18 protein-coding genes and 1 pseudogene are annotated in these 17,878 nt (G+C 69.4%); 10 read left to right on the top strand and 9 right to left on the bottom strand.

Going from position 1 to position 17,878, the window contains the following annotated elements; genetic code table 11:
- Positions 1-263: 263 nt before the first annotated feature.
- On the bottom strand, positions 264-719 hold the full coding sequence (panD, locus tag OO54_RS24705; protein ID WP_033206653.1) for an aspartate 1-decarboxylase: 456 nt from the start codon (positions 717-719) through the stop codon (positions 264-266).
- A gap of 676 nt (positions 720-1,395) precedes the next feature.
- Between panD and OO54_RS24710 the strand changes: the two genes are divergently transcribed.
- The 5 genes from OO54_RS24710 (at position 1,396) to OO54_RS24730 (ending at position 5,554) form a co-directional block, all read left to right on the top strand.
- Positions 1,396-1,956, top strand: a complete 561-nt coding sequence (locus OO54_RS24710; protein WP_033206654.1) for an RNA polymerase sigma factor — start codon at positions 1,396-1,398, stop codon at positions 1,954-1,956.
- Positions 1,953-2,765 carry a membrane protein gene (locus OO54_RS24715; protein WP_033206655.1) on the top strand — a complete coding sequence of 271 codons (813 nt, stop codon included), beginning with the start codon at positions 1,953-1,955 and terminating at the stop codon, positions 2,763-2,765. The genes OO54_RS24710 and OO54_RS24715 overlap by 4 nt, the downstream gene beginning before the upstream one ends.
- A 19-nt stretch (positions 2,766-2,784) precedes the next feature.
- The gene (locus OO54_RS24720) at positions 2,785-3,591 is read left to right on the top strand and encodes an ABC transporter ATP-binding protein (protein ID WP_033206657.1); all 807 of its coding nucleotides are present in this window, start codon (positions 2,785-2,787) and stop codon (positions 3,589-3,591) included.
- Positions 3,592-3,656: 65 nt separating this feature from the next.
- The gene (locus tag OO54_RS24725; protein WP_234439548.1) at positions 3,657-4,970 is read left to right on the top strand and encodes a hypothetical protein; all 1,314 of its coding nucleotides are present in this window, start codon (positions 3,657-3,659) and stop codon (positions 4,968-4,970) included.
- A 44-nt stretch (positions 4,971-5,014) separates the two neighbouring features.
- On the top strand, positions 5,015-5,554 hold the full coding sequence (locus OO54_RS24730) for a hypothetical protein (protein ID WP_157856508.1): 540 nt from the start codon (positions 5,015-5,017) through the stop codon (positions 5,552-5,554).
- Between the two features lie 7 nt (positions 5,555-5,561).
- Here OO54_RS24730 and OO54_RS24735 read toward each other — a convergent pair whose 3' ends face one another.
- Complete coding sequence (locus OO54_RS24735; RefSeq protein WP_051787156.1) at positions 5,562-6,239, bottom strand: NAD(+)/NADH kinase; 678 nt, start codon at positions 6,237-6,239, stop codon at positions 5,562-5,564.
- Positions 6,240-6,277: 38 nt separating this feature from the next.
- Complete coding sequence (locus tag OO54_RS24740) at positions 6,278-7,174, bottom strand: NADP-dependent oxidoreductase (RefSeq protein ID WP_051787157.1); 897 nt, start codon at positions 7,172-7,174, stop codon at positions 6,278-6,280.
- A gap of 150 nt (positions 7,175-7,324) precedes the next feature.
- Between OO54_RS24740 and OO54_RS24745 the strand changes: the two genes are divergently transcribed.
- From OO54_RS24745 to OO54_RS24765, 5 genes are all read left to right on the top strand, one after another.
- A complete protein-coding gene (locus tag OO54_RS24745) occupies positions 7,325-7,978 on the top strand; it encodes a hydrolase (protein ID WP_033206660.1) in 654 nt (217 codons plus the stop codon).
- A 227-nt stretch (positions 7,979-8,205) separates the two neighbouring features.
- On the top strand, positions 8,206-9,189 hold the full coding sequence (locus OO54_RS24750) for an alpha/beta hydrolase (RefSeq protein ID WP_033206661.1): 984 nt from the start codon (positions 8,206-8,208) through the stop codon (positions 9,187-9,189).
- A gap of 80 nt (positions 9,190-9,269) precedes the next feature.
- On the top strand, positions 9,270-9,818 hold the full coding sequence (locus OO54_RS24755; RefSeq protein WP_033206663.1) for an NAD(P)-binding domain-containing protein: 549 nt from the start codon (positions 9,270-9,272) through the stop codon (positions 9,816-9,818).
- Between the two features lie 67 nt (positions 9,819-9,885).
- Positions 9,886-10,449, top strand: coding sequence for an NADPH-dependent FMN reductase (locus OO54_RS24760; protein WP_033206665.1), 564 nt, complete (start codon positions 9,886-9,888; stop codon positions 10,447-10,449).
- Positions 10,450-10,934: 485 nt separating this feature from the next.
- Positions 10,935-11,369, top strand: a complete 435-nt coding sequence (locus OO54_RS24765) for an ester cyclase (protein WP_033206666.1) — start codon at positions 10,935-10,937, stop codon at positions 11,367-11,369.
- Positions 11,370-11,624: 255 nt separating this feature from the next.
- On the opposite strand, the gene OO54_RS24770 is transcribed toward OO54_RS24765, so the two are convergent.
- From OO54_RS24770 to OO54_RS24790, 6 genes and pseudogenes are all read right to left on the bottom strand, one after another.
- Positions 11,625-14,555, bottom strand: coding sequence for an AfsR/SARP family transcriptional regulator (locus OO54_RS24770; RefSeq protein WP_051787158.1), 2,931 nt, complete (start codon positions 14,553-14,555; stop codon positions 11,625-11,627).
- A gap of 171 nt (positions 14,556-14,726) precedes the next feature.
- Positions 14,727-15,305, bottom strand: a complete 579-nt coding sequence (locus OO54_RS24775; RefSeq protein WP_033206668.1) for an antibiotic biosynthesis monooxygenase — start codon at positions 15,303-15,305, stop codon at positions 14,727-14,729.
- 90 nt (positions 15,306-15,395) lie between these two features.
- Positions 15,396-16,160 (bottom strand): SDR family NAD(P)-dependent oxidoreductase, encoded by a 765-nt coding sequence (locus tag OO54_RS24780; RefSeq protein ID WP_200146764.1) that lies wholly within the window; start codon positions 16,158-16,160, stop codon positions 15,396-15,398.
- 108 nt (positions 16,161-16,268) lie between these two features.
- The gene (locus OO54_RS48825; RefSeq protein WP_106970092.1) at positions 16,269-16,517 is read right to left on the bottom strand and encodes a zinc-binding dehydrogenase; all 249 of its coding nucleotides are present in this window, start codon (positions 16,515-16,517) and stop codon (positions 16,269-16,271) included.
- A pseudogene (locus tag OO54_RS48830) lies at positions 16,516-17,202 on the bottom strand (NADP-dependent oxidoreductase); the annotation flags it as partial. The pseudogene OO54_RS48830 and the gene OO54_RS48825, both read right to left, overlap by 2 nt.
- Positions 17,203-17,354: 152 nt before the next feature.
- Positions 17,355-17,672 (bottom strand): GNAT family N-acetyltransferase, encoded by a 318-nt coding sequence (locus OO54_RS24790; RefSeq protein WP_033206674.1) that lies wholly within the window; start codon positions 17,670-17,672, stop codon positions 17,355-17,357.
- Positions 17,673-17,878 lie beyond the last annotated feature (206 nt).

Genomic DNA, 17,878 nt, shown 5'->3' on the forward strand with positions numbered 1-17,878 from the left:
GCGGTGACGGCGGGATCGGCGAGGGCGGCTGCGGGTCGGGGTACGGCGGTTGCGTCATCACGGACCTCTCGGTCGACGGGTTCGTCCCTTCCCAGGGTGGCCCGGCGGACGCGCCTACGCCCGCCGGACCCCGCCCTTCGGGTCCCGCACCCGGCCGGCGGAGGCCGGAAGGACCGCCCGCACCGCCGGATCCCGCCCGTCTCCGGGCCTGCGTCCGCCCGGTCGTCGGGGATCCTCGGCCCTGCCGTGCGGCGTTTCTCCGCTCAGACCCGCACGGGTGCGCCGACGGGCTCCGCCGGCGCGCCGGGCACGGCGTGCGGGGCCCGCACCGTGTCGCTCCCGGGCACGGGCGCGGACGCGTCGGCACCCAGCTCCACGATGCGGTTCTCCGCGTCGACGTGCACGACGCTCGGCACGAACGTCCGCGCCTCCGCGTCGTCGACCTGGGCGTAACTGATGAGGATGACGAGGTCCCCGGGGTGCACGAGGTGCGCGGCGGCACCGTTGATCCCGATCACGCCGGAACCGCGCTCACCCTCGATGACATAGGTCTCGAGACGGGCCCCGTTGTCGATGTCGACGATGTGCACCAACTCGCCGGGCAGGAGGTCGGCCGCCTCCATCAGCTCCGCGTCGACGGTCACCGAACCGACGTAGTGGAGGTCCGCCTGGGTCACGGTCGCCCGGTGGATCTTGGACTTGAACAGAGTGCGCAGCACTGTGGACTCCTCTGAGACGGCTCCCTGCCTGCTTCGTGCAGGTCAAGGGCGGTCTCGACTGTACACCGGCACGCGCCGAACGATGTTTGTGAGGAACATCGCTCCGATCAGGCGAGACGGGTTCCTACCTGGACCTTTCCCTTCGCTCAGGCGTCTGTTGGGACGATCACACCGGAACGCGCGGGGACTCATACTGACCAGATGCTGACTTACCTGATGAGCCATCAGACATGCGGGAGACCCCTCTGCACACGGACGACGTATGCCCACGCACCACCAAACTGTCGGGCACCGGCATCGCTCCGGTTCACGGAACACGGCCCCTTTGGCCATCAGCCGGTCGACGCTCGACCGCTCCGGAAGTCGGCTCGCTGTCTGTCGCCCGTCCGAGGCCCCTCGGCAGCGTGGAACTCGCGAGCGACGGCTTCCCGCCCGGCGGGCCCGCGAGCCGTAGGCGCGGTAGGAAACCGACCCCGGCCAGCGGCGCACGGCCCCTTCGGCGCTGAGAGCGGAAGCGCCTATGGGCCCGGCTGCCGAGATTTCCGCAAAGTCCGCTGCAGCCCCAACCGCATGATCGGCCGGGCAGGGTTCAGCAGCGAGCGACCCCTTCTCCGCCTCTGTGCCGCGGATCACAGTCTGGCGAAAACCGATCGTCGACTGCCCACGTCTTGCGGGTGTGAGACCACGCAAAGAGCCACTGCACGAGCTTGACGAGGAGCATCTCGTCAAGCTCGTCGCCCGCGGCGACCGCAGCGCGTTCGAAGAACTGTATCGGCGCACCTCTCCCTGGCTGGCGACCCGGCTGCGCAGACGTTGCGGCGACGAACAGATCGTCGCGGAAGTCCTGCAGGAGACGTACCTGGCCGTCTGGCGGGCGGCGAACGGGTTCGCGGGTTCCGCGGTCGGTGGGTCCGCCGTCGGATGGCTGTGGACCATCGCCGCCCGCCGGCTTGTCGACGCCTTCCGGCGCCGGGCCCACCACGCCCAGCCACCACCCGCCGCGGCTCCCGATCCAGCGGCGCCGGGCGCCGAGGAGGAGGTTCTCGCAGCGCGCGTGGACGGGCACCTCGGAGAAGCACTGGCCGAACTGGCACCGGAACTCCGCGACGTCCTGCAGGCCCTGGTCCTCGACGGTCTGTCGGTGCGGGAGACCGCCGTTCTGCTCAAGGTGCCCGAGGGCACCGTGAAAACGCGTGCCCGGCGGGCACGAAGGGTGATGCGAGAGGCCCTGTCATGACATCGGAACACGCGTCGCCCCAATTGATCAGTGCTTATCTGCGCAGCCCGCAAGCTCTGGCGACGGACAAGGTGTGGGCCCTGGAGGGACACCTCGAAGGATGCCCGACGTGCCGCGACCACCTCTCCGCCCTCGCACGTGTCCAGGACCCCGCGGTCATGTCCCTCCTCGACGACGTCTGGGCCGGACTGGAACCGCAGCTGACCGCCACCGCGTCGGCACCGCGCCGTCGGAGCGCAGGACTGTTCAGCTGGGCTGCCCCGACCACAGTGCCGTGGCTGCTGGCGATCATCGTCGTGTCGTTCCTCGCGACACTCCTCGACGTCCTGCAATCGCTGACCGGCGACATCTCCCTGCTCCTGCTGCTCGCTCCCCTCCTGCCCGTCCTCGCCGTGACGGCCGCCTGGTCGCCGGCACTGGACCCCGCCTCCGAGATCACGGCGGCGACGCCACGGGCCGGGATGCCCCTGGTGCTGCGGCGCACGGTGGCCACCCTCGCCGTGGTCGTACCGACGTTGCTCATCGGCGGTTGGGCGACCGGGGCAATGGTGGCCCAATGGCTCCTCCCGTGTCTGGCCACCACCGCGGCCACACTGGCGCTGGGCACCGTGTGGGGAGTCACCCGCGCCGCTCTCGCCCTGTCCGGCCTGTGGGCCGGCGTGATCCTCGTCCCCGCCCTGGCGATGAGCCACATGCCTCTGGCCCTCCGGCCGTCAGCACTGCCTGTCTGGGCCGCGCTGGCCGCCCTCGCGACCATGGCCCTGATCGTCCGCCGGAACACCGGCGCGCTGCTGCATCCGCAGCGATGACCCTGAGAAGAGACGTCAAGTGAAAACCTTCGTGGGCGCGAGCGAACTCGCGCCGAAGACCTACGCCTGGGAGATCGACGCCAAGGGGCTGTCGGTCAGGGCCGGCCGGAGGCGTGCGGTGGACGGCATCGACCTGCGCCTGGGCACGGGAGTCCACGGCCTCCTCGGCCCCAACGGCGCCGGGAAGACCACCCTCATCCGGGCCTTGGCGACCGTGCTCCGTCCGGCCGGCGGGTCCTTGCACATGCTGGGACACGCCGTCGGGGACGCCGGTGACCAACGAGCAGTGCGCCGCGCCATCGGCTACCTCCCCCAGGAGTTCGGCTACTACCGGCGGTTCACCGTGCGCGAGTTCGTCGAGTACATGGCCTGGCTCAAGGAAGTGCCGAAGAAGGAGATCCCCGGGGCGGTGCAACGCGCGGTGGAACGTGTCGGACTGGCGGACCGGGCGGACGACCGCATGAAGTCGCTTTCCGGCGGCATGGTGCGCCGCGTCGGCATCGCGCAGGCCCTGGTCAACGACCCTCGCATCCTCCTTCTCGACGAACCCACCGTCGGCCTCGATCCCGCGCAGCGACTGCGCTTCCGTGAACTCCTCAAGAGCCTCGCGGACGAGACCTGTGTGGTGGTCTCCACCCATCTCGTCGAGGACGTGGCCGCCGCGTGTACGGACGTCATCCTCTTCGCGGACGGCCGGTTGGTCTTTCAGGGGACCCCACGGGAACTCGAGGCGATCGGCGGTCCCGAGGACATCGGCGGCAGCCCGCTTGACCGGGGATACTCCGCACTCCTGGCTTCCACCGACCGCGAGGCGGGTACGTGGTGAGGTCCTTCGGCATCCTGCGCACAGAGCTGCGACGTTCGGTCGCTCCTTCGGCGGGAGGTGTCCTGGTGCTCCTGACGCTGGGGTTCCTGTACCTGATCAGCGGCCCTTGGGAGAAGGGCCCCACCATGTGGACGGCACAGTGGACCTCGATGGCCCTGTGGACCCGCTTCCTGCTCGTGTTCCTGTGGCCGCTCGCAGTGGGGTTCGGGGCGCTGCAAGGCATGCGAGATCACCGCTCCGGAATGACAGAGCTGCTGGCCACCACGTCCCGGCCCCCGTTGTCGCGGGCAGTACGAACCGCGGGCGCGTCGGCGCTCACGCTGACAGCGGCTTTCGCCTGCCCCGTCCTGCTGGGAGCGATCCACGTGCACACCAGTGACGGTCACTGGCACACGGGATGGCTACCGCTGTCCTTGGTGGGCGCTCTTTCGCTCGTCGCCGGTTCCGTCTTCGGCATGGGCATGGGCAAGGTCGCGCCGTCCGCACTGACACCACCGCTCCTGGCGGCAGCGGCGCTCATGGGCACGCTGACCATGCAACAGGCCCAGGACCCCATGGCCGGCGAGCGCATCGTGCCGCTGCGGTTCGCGCTCCTCTCCCCCGCGAACGGCCCCGTGCGCGACGTGCTGACGACGTTCTCCGCCTCGGTGCACGCCGGGCAAGTGATCTGGCTGGCCGGACTGGGCACGACGGGTGTCGCGCTTCTCGTCGCCGCCCGCCGACGAGCGCGTCTCGCGGCGGTCTCATCAGCTCTTGCCGCCGGCGTGATCGCTCTGGCCGTCCTGCCGCCCACTTCGTCTCGGACCTACGTGGTGGACACCGTGATGGCAGCGCCGCAGTGCAACGGACGGGTGTGTGTCACAAGGGCCCACTCCTCACGGCTTCCGGATCTTGTCGGGCCCGCTTACCAGGCGCTGCGCATCATGCGTGAGCGACTGGGCGATCAGGCGCCTCTGACCATGAACGAGTCCACCGTTCAGCAGGCCCCCGGAACAGTGCGGCCGCGTTCGCGCACCACGCTGTTCCTGTACTTCGACGACTGGTCGGTCACTCACGCCCGTGGGACAGATCTCGTCCGCAGCCTCATCGCCAGCGGGCTGGCACCCACATGTCTTTCCCCGGAGGACGGCAGTCGCCGCAAGATCCGTGAGATCGCCGCGCAAAGCGTCGCGGTCGCATGGGCGACAGGTGAGCTGGAGCCGCTGCCGGGAACTCTCTGGTCGCGCGACGAAGCAATGGCTCTGGCTCAGCCGGTCTGGGAGACGCTGCACTCGCGACCCGAACAGGAGCAGCGCTCGAAGATCGACGCGATGCGCCGCGCTGCCTTCTCGTGCCAGGGCGATCCCCTTGGCGCACTAACGAAAGGCGGGCAGCCTTGAGGTGGCTCCGACTCTATGCCCGCTCACGGCAGATCTTCCTCAGCTTGCCGGCCACGGTGATCAGCGGTATCGCGGCCGCTATTCCGTCCTGGTCCGGTGAGCAGCACTCGCCCGACGCCCGGTCGCTGGTACTCGCCCTGAGCGCAGGCATCGCGGTGGCCTCCACCGGGCTGGGCGGACAGGATGTGCGGCTCGACCGAACCGGCTCACTCTCCTGGGCCTGGATCAGGGCCGCGCATGCCCTGGGCATCGGAATGGCGGCCGTGACGGTCTTACTGGCACTCCAGGTCACCACCGAGACCACCACGCTTCTCGTGATCGGCCGCGCCGCCTGCGGCTTGGCCGGTCTCGCGGCGATCGGTGCGGCGGTCTTCGGTGCTGCTTTCGCCTGGGCCGTGCCCTTCGCCTGGTGCGCCGTCGCCTACTTCGTCCCGCCATCAGGAGATCGGACCGTGGAGATCGCAGCGTGGATGTTCCAGCCTGCCGACGCGGCGCCTTCCACATGGATGTCGGCGGCGCTGTTGGTCACCGGGCTGGTCACCTATGCCACAGCGGGTCCCCGGCCTTCCGTCCTTGCTCGCTGACACGGCGTCATCCGGCCGTCCACGAAGAAGTCGCCTCGGCAGACGACGGCCGTCGACAGGGGTCAGCGCGCCGCTGTCGGGGAGGCAGCCGCATCTCGGCGAGGTCGGGCGGTATCGGGGTGTCGGGACGGAAGAACGGCGCGGCCTGTCCGTCGACTACTCTCGCGGGTGCGTCGGTGAGGCGAAAGCGGTCATGTGGGCGGCCGTAGAAGTCGGTCGGGTGCAGCCGGATGAGCCGCACTCGGTGCGGGGCCCGGAAGACGCCGATCCAGTCGCCCGGGTCGAGGATGCCGTGCAGCCGGCCGTCGACGATGACCGCGGCCTGTCCCGAGTTCGGCAGGATCCGCAGGGCGACAGGTTCGTCGGGGGCCGCCACGACGCTGTGGTCGAAGGTCATGTGCGGGGCGATCGGCGTAAAGACGACCGCATCTATGTGGGAGGACAGAACGGGGCCTCCGGCGGCGAAGCCGCAAGCAGTCGAGCCGGTGGGGGTGGCGAGGAGGTCCGGGTCACCGGCGGCCTCCGCCTCTTCTCGGCTGGTGCGGCGCTGCTGGTCCTCGCCCCACACATCGATGTCGGTACAGCGGATGCCGTGCGACCGACACCATGCGTGAACGGCGCCGGTGGCTTCCCTGGCGGCGGGGCGCCCTCGGTGGGTGATGAGCCCTATGCGTTGTACGGACATGCGTACCTCCTCGGATGCGGCGGAGGCCGGCGGGATGCTCAGGTTCGGGTCTTGATCAATGCCGCTGTAGAGGCACGCTCCGTGTCCGGGACGAGGCTGAGGACGATCTTTCCCCGTGTGTGGCGCCGCTGGACCTGACGGTAGGCCTCCTGGACCTCTTCCAGCGGGTAGACGGCGCTGATGGGCACGGTCAGCGAACCCTTCGAGACAAGGGCCGCGAGCTCGGCGACGACCTCACGGGAGAACGAGCCCTCCTGCGCCTCGCTCCGTACGCCGTAGCGGGCTACGGCACGGCCGTCGGCGATGGTGTTGATGCGCTGCGGTCGTACGCCCAGGGCGATGGCGGTGTCGACGTTGCCATGCCCGAAGGTATCGATGTAGGCATCGATCCCCTGCGGCGCGAGGGCGCGCAGACGCTCTGCCAGTCCGGGGCCGTGCTGTACGGGAATGACGTCCAGAGACCGGAGAAAGTCGGCGTTCTGGTCTCCGGCCGTACCGATGACCGTGGCGCCACGCAGACGGGCGAGCTGGGCTGCGAGGGAGCCCACACCCCCGGCGGCCGCGGACACGACGACGGTCTCCCCGGGCTGGGGGTCGACCGCTTGGACAGCTGCCCAGGCGGTCACCCCGACCGCGGACAGGGGCGCTGCCACCTCCCAGGGGATGTCCGCGGGCTTCGGCGTGAGGACGGCGGCCGGGGAGACGACGTAGTCGGCGTGTGCGGCGCGGGGGAGATATCCGATGACCTCGTCCCCGACGGCGAACTCGTTCACCCCCTCGCCCAGGGCGACGATGCATCCGGCGAAGTCGTTGCCCCGGCCTTCGGGAAAGTGCGCCGGCCGCATGTCCGCGAAGCCGCCTTCCCTGATGCCGGCCTCGCCCGGGTTTACGGGTGCCACCACGACGCGGACGAGGGCCTCCGCCGGCCGTCGGATCCGATCCGCCTGTCAAGTGCCCGTCGATCCGCCGATAGCCCTGCGAACCACGTACGTACTAGTCACCGATGCGCGGGAGTTGAGGCTGCTGCGACTCTGCTCGAGGCGGCCGCATCCAGGTCGCCGGTCACGACAATCATCGGAGATGACATGGCAGCCAACGCCATCACGTACACCGGACTCGACGCGCTCCTCACTCCCGAGAAGTCGGTACTGTTGCTGATCGACCACCAGGGTGCCCAGTTCGCCGGCATGCGCAGCATGGACGCCAGCCTGGTCATCAACAACGTGACTGCGCTGGCCAAGGGCGCCAAGCTCTTCAACGTGCCGACCATCCTGACCACGGTCGTCGAGGACCGCGGCGGCCACATCATCCGCCAGCTCCAGGACGTCTTCCCCGAGCAGACGCCGATCGACCGTACGGCGATCAACACCTGGGAGGACCAGCGGGTCGTCGACGCCGTCGAGGCGACCGGTCGCAAGGACCTCGTCATCGCCGGGCTGTGGACGGACATCTGCCTCGCCTGGCCCGCGATCCACGCCCTCGCCGACGGCTACCGCGTCTTCGCCGTCACCGACGCCTCGGGTGCCACCACCACCGAGGCCCACGAGCGCGGCATCGAGCGCATGATCCAGGCCGGTGTCATCCCGACCTGCTCCGGCACCGTCATCTCGGAGTGGCAGCGCGACTGGGCTCGCGAGGAGACCGTTCCCGGCATGACGGAGATCCTCCTGGAGCACGGGAGCAGCTTCGGCACCAGCCTGGCCTGGGAACTGCAGCTCCTGGGGCAGAACAAGGGCTGACTCCGCCCGTCCGGCAGCGGGAGCCCGCGGGCGGCACGGCACCGGTCTCGTTGCCATGCCGCCCGCGGCTCGTGCATGCCGCACCCACGCGGTTCCGCTTGCCCCGGCTCAAGTGCCGCCAGGGCGGCGGCGCACCTGCGCCGCCGCCCACCGGAACGGGCAGGCGAGTGGGGTTTCACGCCCCGCACATGTCGTGCCATGACTCACCGACAGAAACGCAGGAACACATGACCGACACGTCGCGCATCGGACCGCCGCCTCCCTTCGACGCCGAACTCGTGCCCGCCTTGGAGTCGTTGGCGCAGGTCATGCCACCGGCCATTCTTCCGGAGATGCTCCCCGGGCTGCGTGACTTCATGGCGTCCGGTGCCGCGACCGACGACGACATACGCCGAGGCGGCGCCGTCGAGTTCGAGGAACTCCGGGTTCCGGGGCCGACGGGAGCTCCGGACATCTCTCTGCTGATCTGCCGGCGGACCGGCTCCATGGAGTCGCGGCCCGCGGTCTACTTCACGCACGGTGGCGGCATGGTCCTGGGGGACAACCGCAACCTCATCGGCGAGATGCTCGACTGGGTGCAGCAACTGGGAATCGTCCTGGTCTCCGTCGAGTACCGGCTCGCTCCGGAGCACCCTTTTCCCGCAGGCCTGGAGGACGTGTACGCCGGGTTCCGGTGGACCATGACCCGTGCCGAGGACCTGGGGATCGACCCCGGGCGTGTGGTGGTGTCGGGGCCGAGCGCGGGCGGCGGTCTGACGGCGGCCATGACGCTGCTCGCCCGGGATCTGGACGGTCCTGTGGCAGCGGGGCAGTTGCTGGTCTGCCCGATGCTCGACGACCGCAACGACAGCGTGTCAGCCCGCCAGATGGCCGGCGTGGGGGCGTGGGACCGTACATCCAACGACACGGGGTGGACCGCGCTGCTGGGAGAGCGTCGCGGTGGCCCGGACGTCCCGGCCCATGCGGCTCCCGCGCGCGCCGAGGACCTGTCCGGCCTGCCTCCCCTTTTCATCGACGTCGGTTCCGCCGAGACCTTCCGCGACGAGGTCGTCACCTACGCCGCCCGGTTCTGGCAGGCCGGCGGCGTGGCCGAGTTGCACGTGTGGCCGGGCGGCTTTCACGGATTCGACGCGCTCGCGCCCGAGGCCGATCTGTCGAGGCGGGCTCGCGCGATGCGGGTCGACTGGCTGCGTCGGACGCTGCGGCTCTGACCGCCACACCGGAGAGTGCAGTTGTTGACGCGACAACATCCCTCCGTTATTTTGTTGACACATCAACCAAGGAGCTCTGTATGAACATCACCATCATCGGCCGTGGGCGTGTGGGTGGCGGTCTGGCCCGCATGTGGCAGAGGGCAGGCCACCAGGTGACCACCATCGGACGCGAGGGCGGTGACGCCTCCGGCGCCGACGTCGTCGTCGTGTCCGTCCCCGGCAACGTGATCACCGAGGCCCTGTCGACGGTCACCGGCCTTGACGGTCAGGTGACCATCGACACCACCAACCTCTACACCGAGCGGGACGAGACCTTCCCGTCCCTCTCCCACCGCATCAAGGCCGTCGTCGGAGGCCCCACCGCGAAGTCGTTCTCCACCGTCTTCGCCTCCGCCTACGACGACATCGCCACGCAGCGCGTCACCCCCAGCAGCCTCTACGCGGCGGAACCCGGAGCGAAGGACATCACCGAGCAGCTCATCCGGGACGCCGGCCTCGACCCGCTCTACGTCGGCGACCTCGACCCCGGCGCCCGGCTGCTCGAGAACAGCTCCGCGCTGACGCGCGCCCTCGCAGGGCAGATCGGCCCCTTCTTCTACCGCTACGGCCGTCCCGGCGAGCTGTAGCCCCGGACCGGACCCACGTTCCCGGTCGGCATCCGCCCGTTCAGCACTCCCTCCAAGGAGACCCCTCATGACCCGCATCGCGATCGTCCTCGGCAGCACCCGTCCCGGCCGGAACGGCGAAGCCGTGGCCAACTGGGTAGTCGACATCGCCAAGCAGCGCACCGACGCCGAGTACGAGCTCGTCGACATCGCCGAGTTCAAGCTTCCCCACCTCGACGAGGTGGCGCCGCCCTCCCTCGGCCAGTACGCCCAGCCCCACACCAAGGCCTGGGCAGAGAAGATCGCCTCCTTCGACGGTTACGTCTTCGTCACCCCCGAGTACAACCACTCCACGTCCGGAGCCCTGAAGAACGCCATCGACTTCCTCTACAAGGAGTGGAACAACAAGGCCGCCGGCTTCGTCAGCTACGGCAGCGTCGGCGGCACCCGTGCCGTCGAGCACCTGCGCCTGGTCATGGGTGAGCTCCAGGTCGCCGACGTCCGCAACCAGGTCGCCCTCTCCCTGTACACCGACTTCGAGAACTTCAGCGAGTTCCACCCCGCCGCCCACCAGGAGGGTGCGGTCATCGGCGTCCTGGACCAGGTCGTCGCCTGGAGCGGCGCCCTCGCGAAGCTCCGCGCCTCGGCTTGATCGCACAGAACGGTCCCGCGAGCAGCCTCCTCACGGGCAAGGTCGTCGCCGCTGCGGACATCTCCCAGGCGTCACACATCGACCGTCTCATGACTGCCGACGTCGCCGGCGTACTCCACACAGCTCAGGCAGCAGCCCAGCAGACGAGAGGGCTCAGCAGGACGGCAGCGTCGTTCTCAGAGCGGCGTCGTCGGCGCCGACGCCCGTGCCGCCCGTCGCACACTCAACGGCGCCGCCGTCTCGATGGCCGCAGCCCTGGCCGACACGCTCGGCCCTTCCGGCTTCCACGCCGACGCAGTCTCCCCTGACACGATCGGCATCATTCCGCTGCGCCGGTTCGGAGCCCTTCCCAGGTCGCGGACGTGGTCGCCCACCTCGGCCCCGACCTGACCGGCTACGTCACCGGAGCGGTGTCGGTCGTCGACGGCAGCCAGACCGCTGCCATGTGACCCCCGACCCGAGCCCGAGCACGACAAGGACCCCCTATGAGCAACAACACCGTCAGCGAAGCCGCCAAGGCAGTGATCCGCCGCAACACCGAGGAAGTACAGGGCGGCGGAGACTGGGCTCTCTACGACGAACTGTTCTCCGACGACTTCGTCGATCACACCCCGCAGCCCGGCCGCACGCCGGACAAGGCAGGCGCCCTGGAGCTCTACAAGACCCTGCGCGCCGCTTTCCCGGACTTCCATGCAGTAATCCACTGGCAAGCCGCCCAGGACGATCTCGTCACCACCTACAAGACCTATCACGGCACCCACAAGGGAGAGTTCTTCGGCATCGCGCCCACCGGGCGCGAGATCCGGTTCGAGACCGTCGACGCCATGCGGGTCGTCGACGGCCGGATCACCGAGCACTGGGGCGTGGCCAACCTCTTCTCCCTGATGGAGCAGCTCGGCGCCCGCACCGTCACCCCGTGACCGGTGAGACCCCGGCCCTCGACACGCAGTGGCCACTGCGTGTCGAGGCGTTTCTGAGGAACGCCACAGACCCTTTGCACCGCGCCATGCTCAGGATCTATTACCGACGTCTGCTGCTCGAACTGTCCGGCTACCGAGACCGGACAGCCCTTCCGGAACCGCCCAGCCGTTGTGGAACCGCCTGTCGACGAGACGTCCACCAGACCCCCACTGAGCCCAAAGCCGCGCACCCCGCGGAAGGCATTCTGCGCAACATCACGCAGCGGTAGGTGGCGGGGTGCCCTGAGAACCCGCCCTGAGGCGTTCACGCACTCCGTCGGCGAGGGCATCAAGCCTCACGCTTTCAAAGATGCTCAGGGCAAGCTGCCAATGTTCCCGGGCTTCCTCAGGCCGATTCATCGCGGATTTCGCGTCGCCCAACGCGCGCAGCGAGACCGCTTCCAGTTGCTCGTGGCGGATCTGTCGGCTCAGCAGCAGGCCCTCCTCCGCGTGACGCACGGCCAGCGCCAGCCCGCCCGTCTGCGTGTAGGCCTCACAAAGCCGAACGTGGTTGCCTGCGCGGACGAGGTCCTGCTCCCCCACGGCGAGCATGTCCAGACTGCGGAGATGGATCGCGATCGCATCGCTCAACAGGTTCTGCCGGGCCAGGACTTGACCGTGACGGTAGTAGGAGAAAGCCACCCCGAAACGGTCGCCGAGCCGACGGTACAACCGCACTTGGCGCTCGGAGTCGGCCACCGTCCGGTCGTCAATACCCTCAGAGACGAGACGGACCTGCACCGCATTGCCCAGTGTCATGGCCTCCAGATGGGAGTTTCCATTCTTCCGGGCCAGCTCAGCCGCCCGCCTGAGTATCTCCATGCTGTCCTTCGGGGCGAGCTGGGGCAGCAGGCCCTGGACGTTGAGCGCCATGCTGTAGACGTCATCTTCCTGGTTCGACAATTCCAGGGCGCGGGCCACGTTCGCCCTGGCCTGGTCCGGTCGGCCGACCGATGCCAGAGCCCCGCCCAACATGTAGCGGGCCCGCGCTTCGGAGCGCGCGTCGTGGGTGCCGGCGGCCACGTCAGCCACGAGGGCAGCGACCGGAATCACCTGATGCCAGAGGTGGGAGCTCATCAGGACGGCGTCCAGCATCAGCAGGAGGGTCGCGGCTCGCGCGGTGTGGGTGGCCGCCGTCTGGTGCAGCAGCATCAGAATATCGTCGAGGGTGGACGCGCTCCACGCCAGTGCCTCGCCCACGCTGCCGAAGTGCGGCCCTCCAGGGGCGGCCGGGAGCGATGCCTGTACCACCGTATGCCCAGGGCGGATGACACGGTAGGACTCGGTGGCGGAGAGCAGGTGCAGGTCGAGGAGGCGGCCAAGGGCGGCGTGACGGGTTTGCTCGGAGTCGGTTTCGACGGCCAGGCGGCGCGCGAAGAGACGGACCAGATCGTGGAGACGGTAGCGATCCAGGGCCGGTTCATCCAGCAGCCCGGCCGCGACCAGGCGTTCCAAAAGCTGCCGAGTGGTGCCCGTGGGGGTTCCGAGGAGGGTGGACGCGGTCGGCAGGTCGTAGAGGCTGTGAGTGGGCAGAGCCAGCAGTCGCAGGGCGCGTCGTGCCTCATGGTCGAGCTGGTCGTATCCGAGGGCGAAGCTGGACTCCACGCTGACGTCCTCCACGCGCAGTTCTGATAGTCGCTGCTGCTCGTCGGCAAGGCGCTCGGCGAGGTCCTCCAGGGTCCACTCGGGGCGCGCGGCCAAACGGGAGCCGAGGATGCGCACGGCCAGCGGCAGACCTCCGCACGCCGAGAGGACGCGGTGTGCCGTATACGGTTCCGCGTCGATGCGGGCGGAACCTACGAGACGGGTGAACAGGTGCATCGCCTCTTGCTGGGACATGGGGCCGAGGACGACACGGAGGCTGACCGGAAGGGCCGCGAGGGCGTTGCGGCTGGTGATCACCACGGCGCAGGAGGGCGAGTCGGGCAGGAGCGGGGTCACTTGGTCGAAGTCGGCGGCGTTGTCCAGGACGATCAGCATGCGCTGCTGGGCAAGCCGCGAGCGGTAGCCGGCAACACGTCCATCCAGCTCCGCGGGGATGAAGGACTCCCGTTCGCCCAGGGCGCGCAGGAAGGACGCCAGGACGGCTCCGGGGTCGGCGGGGGTGCCGCCGTCTCCGCGCAGGTCGACGTAGAGCTGCCCGTCGGGGTAGGCGTCGAGCACAGGGCGCACGCTGTGTGTGACGAGGGACGTCTTGCCCGCACCGCCCATCCCGGTGAGGAGCACGATCGGCATGCCTTCCGCGGCAGGACGCCGCAGGGCCTGCCGGATGCGTTCGGTCTCCTGGGCCCGGCCGGTGAAGTCGGCCACGGCGTGCGGGATCTGTCGAGGGGCGCGGTCCCCGCCGGAGACGACCTCAGGACGCCCCGCGGACGGGGTGGTGACGGCGAGGATCTCGGCATGCAGTCCCTGAAGACGGGCGTTGGGCTCGATGCCCAGTTCCCGCGCGAGCATGCTGTGCACTCGGCGGTAGACCGCCAGTGCCTCGGCCTGCCGACCGCTACGTGAGAGGGCTCGCATCAGCAGATAGTGCAACCCTTCACGCAACGGGTGCGTCTCGACGAGGCCGGCGAGTTCGGTCGCGGCTTCCGTGCTTTCGCCGAGCTCTGCCATCGCCTCCAGTCGGGCCTCGACCACATCCAGTCGGCGCTCCTCCAGCCGGGAGCGCTCGGTCTGCGCGAACGGGCCGGGTACTTCCGTCAACGCCGGCTCCCGCGACAGCGCCAGCGCGTCGTCGAACAGTTCCCGGGCCGCAACCGTCTCCCCGGCCGCGCTACGCGCCCGCGCCTCGGCGACCCGACGCTCGAACAGCTCCAGATCCACAGAGCCCTCGTCCAGGTGCAGAACGTACCCGCCCGGGACGGATCGCAGGATCTGCCATGCCTCACCCTGAGTACGGCCGGGCTCCAGCAGACGCCGCAGCCGCCACACGTAGGTGCGCACCACGGATTCCGGACGCCGGGGTGGCGCCTCCCACAGGGCGGCCACGAGGTCATCCAGGCTCACGGTACGCCCGTGCCGCAGGATCAGGACCGCGGCCACTGCCCGCTGCTGAGGCGAACCGAGATCCAGCTCAACACCGTCCCGGCATGCCCGAAGCCGACCAAACACCGAGAAGCCGATGCCCGGCGCCCCCACTGTCCACATGAATGACCTCATCAGCCCACGAACCCGATCAGCTCCCGCCGCCCTGGGGGACTAGATGATCATCCTACGCAGACCGCGTAGAAAGGGTTCTTCAGTCGAGAGTGCGGAGCACCACGAGAGAAAGCGCGCAGGGCGCCCAGGGTTGGCCTGCCGAACCTGCGGGCCCGCCGGTCAGCTCGGACGAAGCCACTTCCTCAGCGCCCAGGTCAGCGCGGGCATGACCGCGTAGGACATGAGACCGCTGAACAGGACCGCCACCAGCCCTGTACGCAGGAGAAGGGGCAGGCTGTCGAGATACGGCTGGACCACAGCGCCGGCGAAGAGGGAGATCGGGTAGATCCCGAGCACCGCTGCCACCGTCATCTTCCAGCGGGGCGGCGGGGCGACATGAGCGCTGCCCGGTGGGACGAACCAGCTCTCGATGCCGCTGAGGCGGCGCCGGTCGACCTCCCGGTGGTGGCCGTCGGCCCGCCGGAACCAGGCGGCGCGTTCGGCGGAGGCGTCCCAGAGGGCGTGTGCCTCGGCGTCGCGGAACCGGTGGACCACGCACCACGGCTCACCGGGGCTGCTGGGCCGGAACAGGCCGTAGCCCAGGTGTCCCGGGAAGGCGGAGGCCGCGGTGAGCACCCCGTGAGCCCACTTCTCGAAGTCCTCTTCGTGTCCGGGGTCCACTTGGCGGGCGATGAGCAGACCCACCTCTCCGGAGGGGAGCGGGGCCGACCGCCGCTCGGACTCGACGGTTTCCGACATGGCTGTCTCCTTCGGCACGGGGCGGCCGAGTTCAGGCGTTCGACCCTGCCGGGTGTGCTGGCCCAGGGGTCGGCGACCGTGTGGATGGGTTCAGTGAGCGGTCTGGCCGCCGTCGACCACGAACACGCCACCGGTGGTGAAGGAGGCGGCGGAGGAGGCGAGGTAGAGCACCATGCCGACGATCTCCTCGGGTTCGGCGGCGCGGCCGAGTTGCGGACCGGCCATGACGACGTCCCGCTTGACCGGGTCGTCGAGCCACGCCTGCGTCATGGCCGTCTTGGTCAGTCCGGGGGCCAGTGCGTTGACCCTGACTCCGGCCTTCGCGTAGTCGACGGCGGCCGCCTTGGTCAGTCCGATGACGCCGTGCTTGGCCGCCACATAGGGGGCCATGTCCGGATCGCCGATGAGTCCGGCGATCGACGCGGTGTTGATGATGGAGCCGCCGCCGGCGGACGCCATGTGGGCGATCTCGTACTTGAGGGAGAGGAAGACACCCTTGAGGTCGACGGCGATCGCCTTGTCGAAGTCCTCTTCCGTCTGCTGGGCCAGCGGAACCGGCGGGACGAAGACGCCCGCGTTGTTGAAGGCGATGTGGAGGTCGCCGAAGGTGTCGACGGTCGTCGAGACGAGGCGGGAGACCTCCCGTGCGACGGTGACGTCGGTGGGGACGAACAGGCCGCGACCACCCTCCTTCTCGATGAGGTTGACGGTCTCGCTGCTGCGCGCGCCGATGTCGCCGATGACCACGGTGGCACCTTGGCGGGCGAAGGCGAGGGAGACCGCCCGGCCGATTCCGGTGGCGCCGCCGGTGACGAGCACGACTTTGCCGGTGAAGTCGAAATACCGTTCCGTCACTGTGTCCAGCTCCTGACTGGTGATGCGTGGAGGGTGGGGGGTGGGCCGATGGCTTTGGATGCCCCCGGCGGAGGTTCTGAGTACGCCCCGCCGGAGGCGGCTCGGACGTCAGAAGGTGACGGTCACCTTGCCGCGTACGTGCTTGGCGGCGAAGTCGACCAGGGCCTGGTCCGCCTGGCCGAACGCGTAGTCGGAGTCGATCTCGACGCTCAGCCGGCCGTCGGTGGCCTGCGCGGCGAGTTCCTCCAGCCTGCCCTTCGGGGTGCGGGTGCCGGTGTAGACGGCGGTGACGCCGCGTTCGAAGGCGGGGGGGGCCGCCGAGGGGGGACACGAGCTGTCCGCCGGCCTTGGCGGCAGCGGCCGTGGCGGCGAGGGCCGGACCGGCGTTCGCCAGGTCGATCACCGCGTCGACACCACCGTCCGACAGGCGGTGCGCCTCCTGGGCGATGTCGACGTCGCGATAGTCGAGGACGTGGTCGGCGCCGAGGCGACGCAGGAACGACTCGTCGTCCGCGCGGCCGGTGGCCAGGACGGTCAGGCCCGCCTGCTTGGCGAGCTGGACGGCGAACGAGCCGACGCCGCCCGCGGCTCCCACGATCAGGACGCTGCCGCCCTCACCGGCCCGGACGGCGTCGAGCAGCGCTGCCGCGGTGAGCGCGCCGGTGGGCAGCGCGGCGCCCTGCGCGGGGGTGAGTCCGGCGGGTCGGGGGGCCACGGACGGGGCGTCGTCGATGACGATGTACTCGGCGAGCGCACCGGCGGTCACGCTGTTCCAGGCGATGACGGCGTCGCCGGCGGAGAAGCGGGTGACGTTCTCGCCGACGGCTTCGACCACTCCGCTGACGTCCACGCCGGGGACGAAGGGATGCCGTACGGGCAGCACGTCTCGCATGGCGCCGGTGACGAGCACTTTGTCGACGGCGTTGAGCGAGGTGGCCTGAAGCCGGACCAGCAGTTGGCCCGGGCCGGGGGTGGGAGCGGGTACGTCCGCGAACTCGAGGTCCTCCAGCGGTCCGTACGACCGGGCGATGAGCGCCTTCATGACCTTGCTCCTGACTCTTGTGTGATCAGCCGTGGGACCTGGCGCCGCGGCCGGTGGGAGCGGGGCGGATAACCCGACCCCATTTGGTGATGCATCAACAATAACGCATTTTGTTGATGCGTCAACATAAGCGCGAATGCGGGCTCGCTGCCTCAGTCGGCGACGCGACTGAGGGGCCGGTACCGCCACGGTTCGAACTCGGGGTGCCGGTCCGCATAGGCGGCGATGAACGGGCACACCGGCAGGAACTTCACGCCGGCCTTCCGGACCATTTCCAGAGACGCCTTCGCCAGAGCGGACCCGATGCCCTGCCCTTCACGCTCGGGCAGGACCTCCGTGTGCACGAACGCGATCAGCCCCTTGGCGGGGATGTACTCGACCAGGCCCGCGAGCCGTCCGTCCGCGTACGCCTCCAGCCGGTTCTCCTCATCGACCCTGGTCACCGTGACCTCAGGCTTCGCACTGTCCATGGCTTCTCCGTTCCGAGCGGGCACCGCGTCGCGACGGGAAGCGGACGGCGTGCACATGTACGCCACGCTGGCAGGCACATGCCCAGGCGCACATCGGCAATCACCGCCTAGGACTTGTCCGGTCGATCATGTGACTACTCCGTGCCCGAGTCGTTGCTGTGGGCATGGGGCGGGGTGATCTGACGGATGCCGAGTGGGAACGGCTT

Origin of the sequence: Streptomyces wedmorensis (genome assembly GCF_000716445.1) — a bacterium.
GTDB classification, from domain to species: domain Bacteria; phylum Actinomycetota; class Actinomycetes; order Streptomycetales; family Streptomycetaceae; genus Streptomyces; species Streptomyces wedmorensis.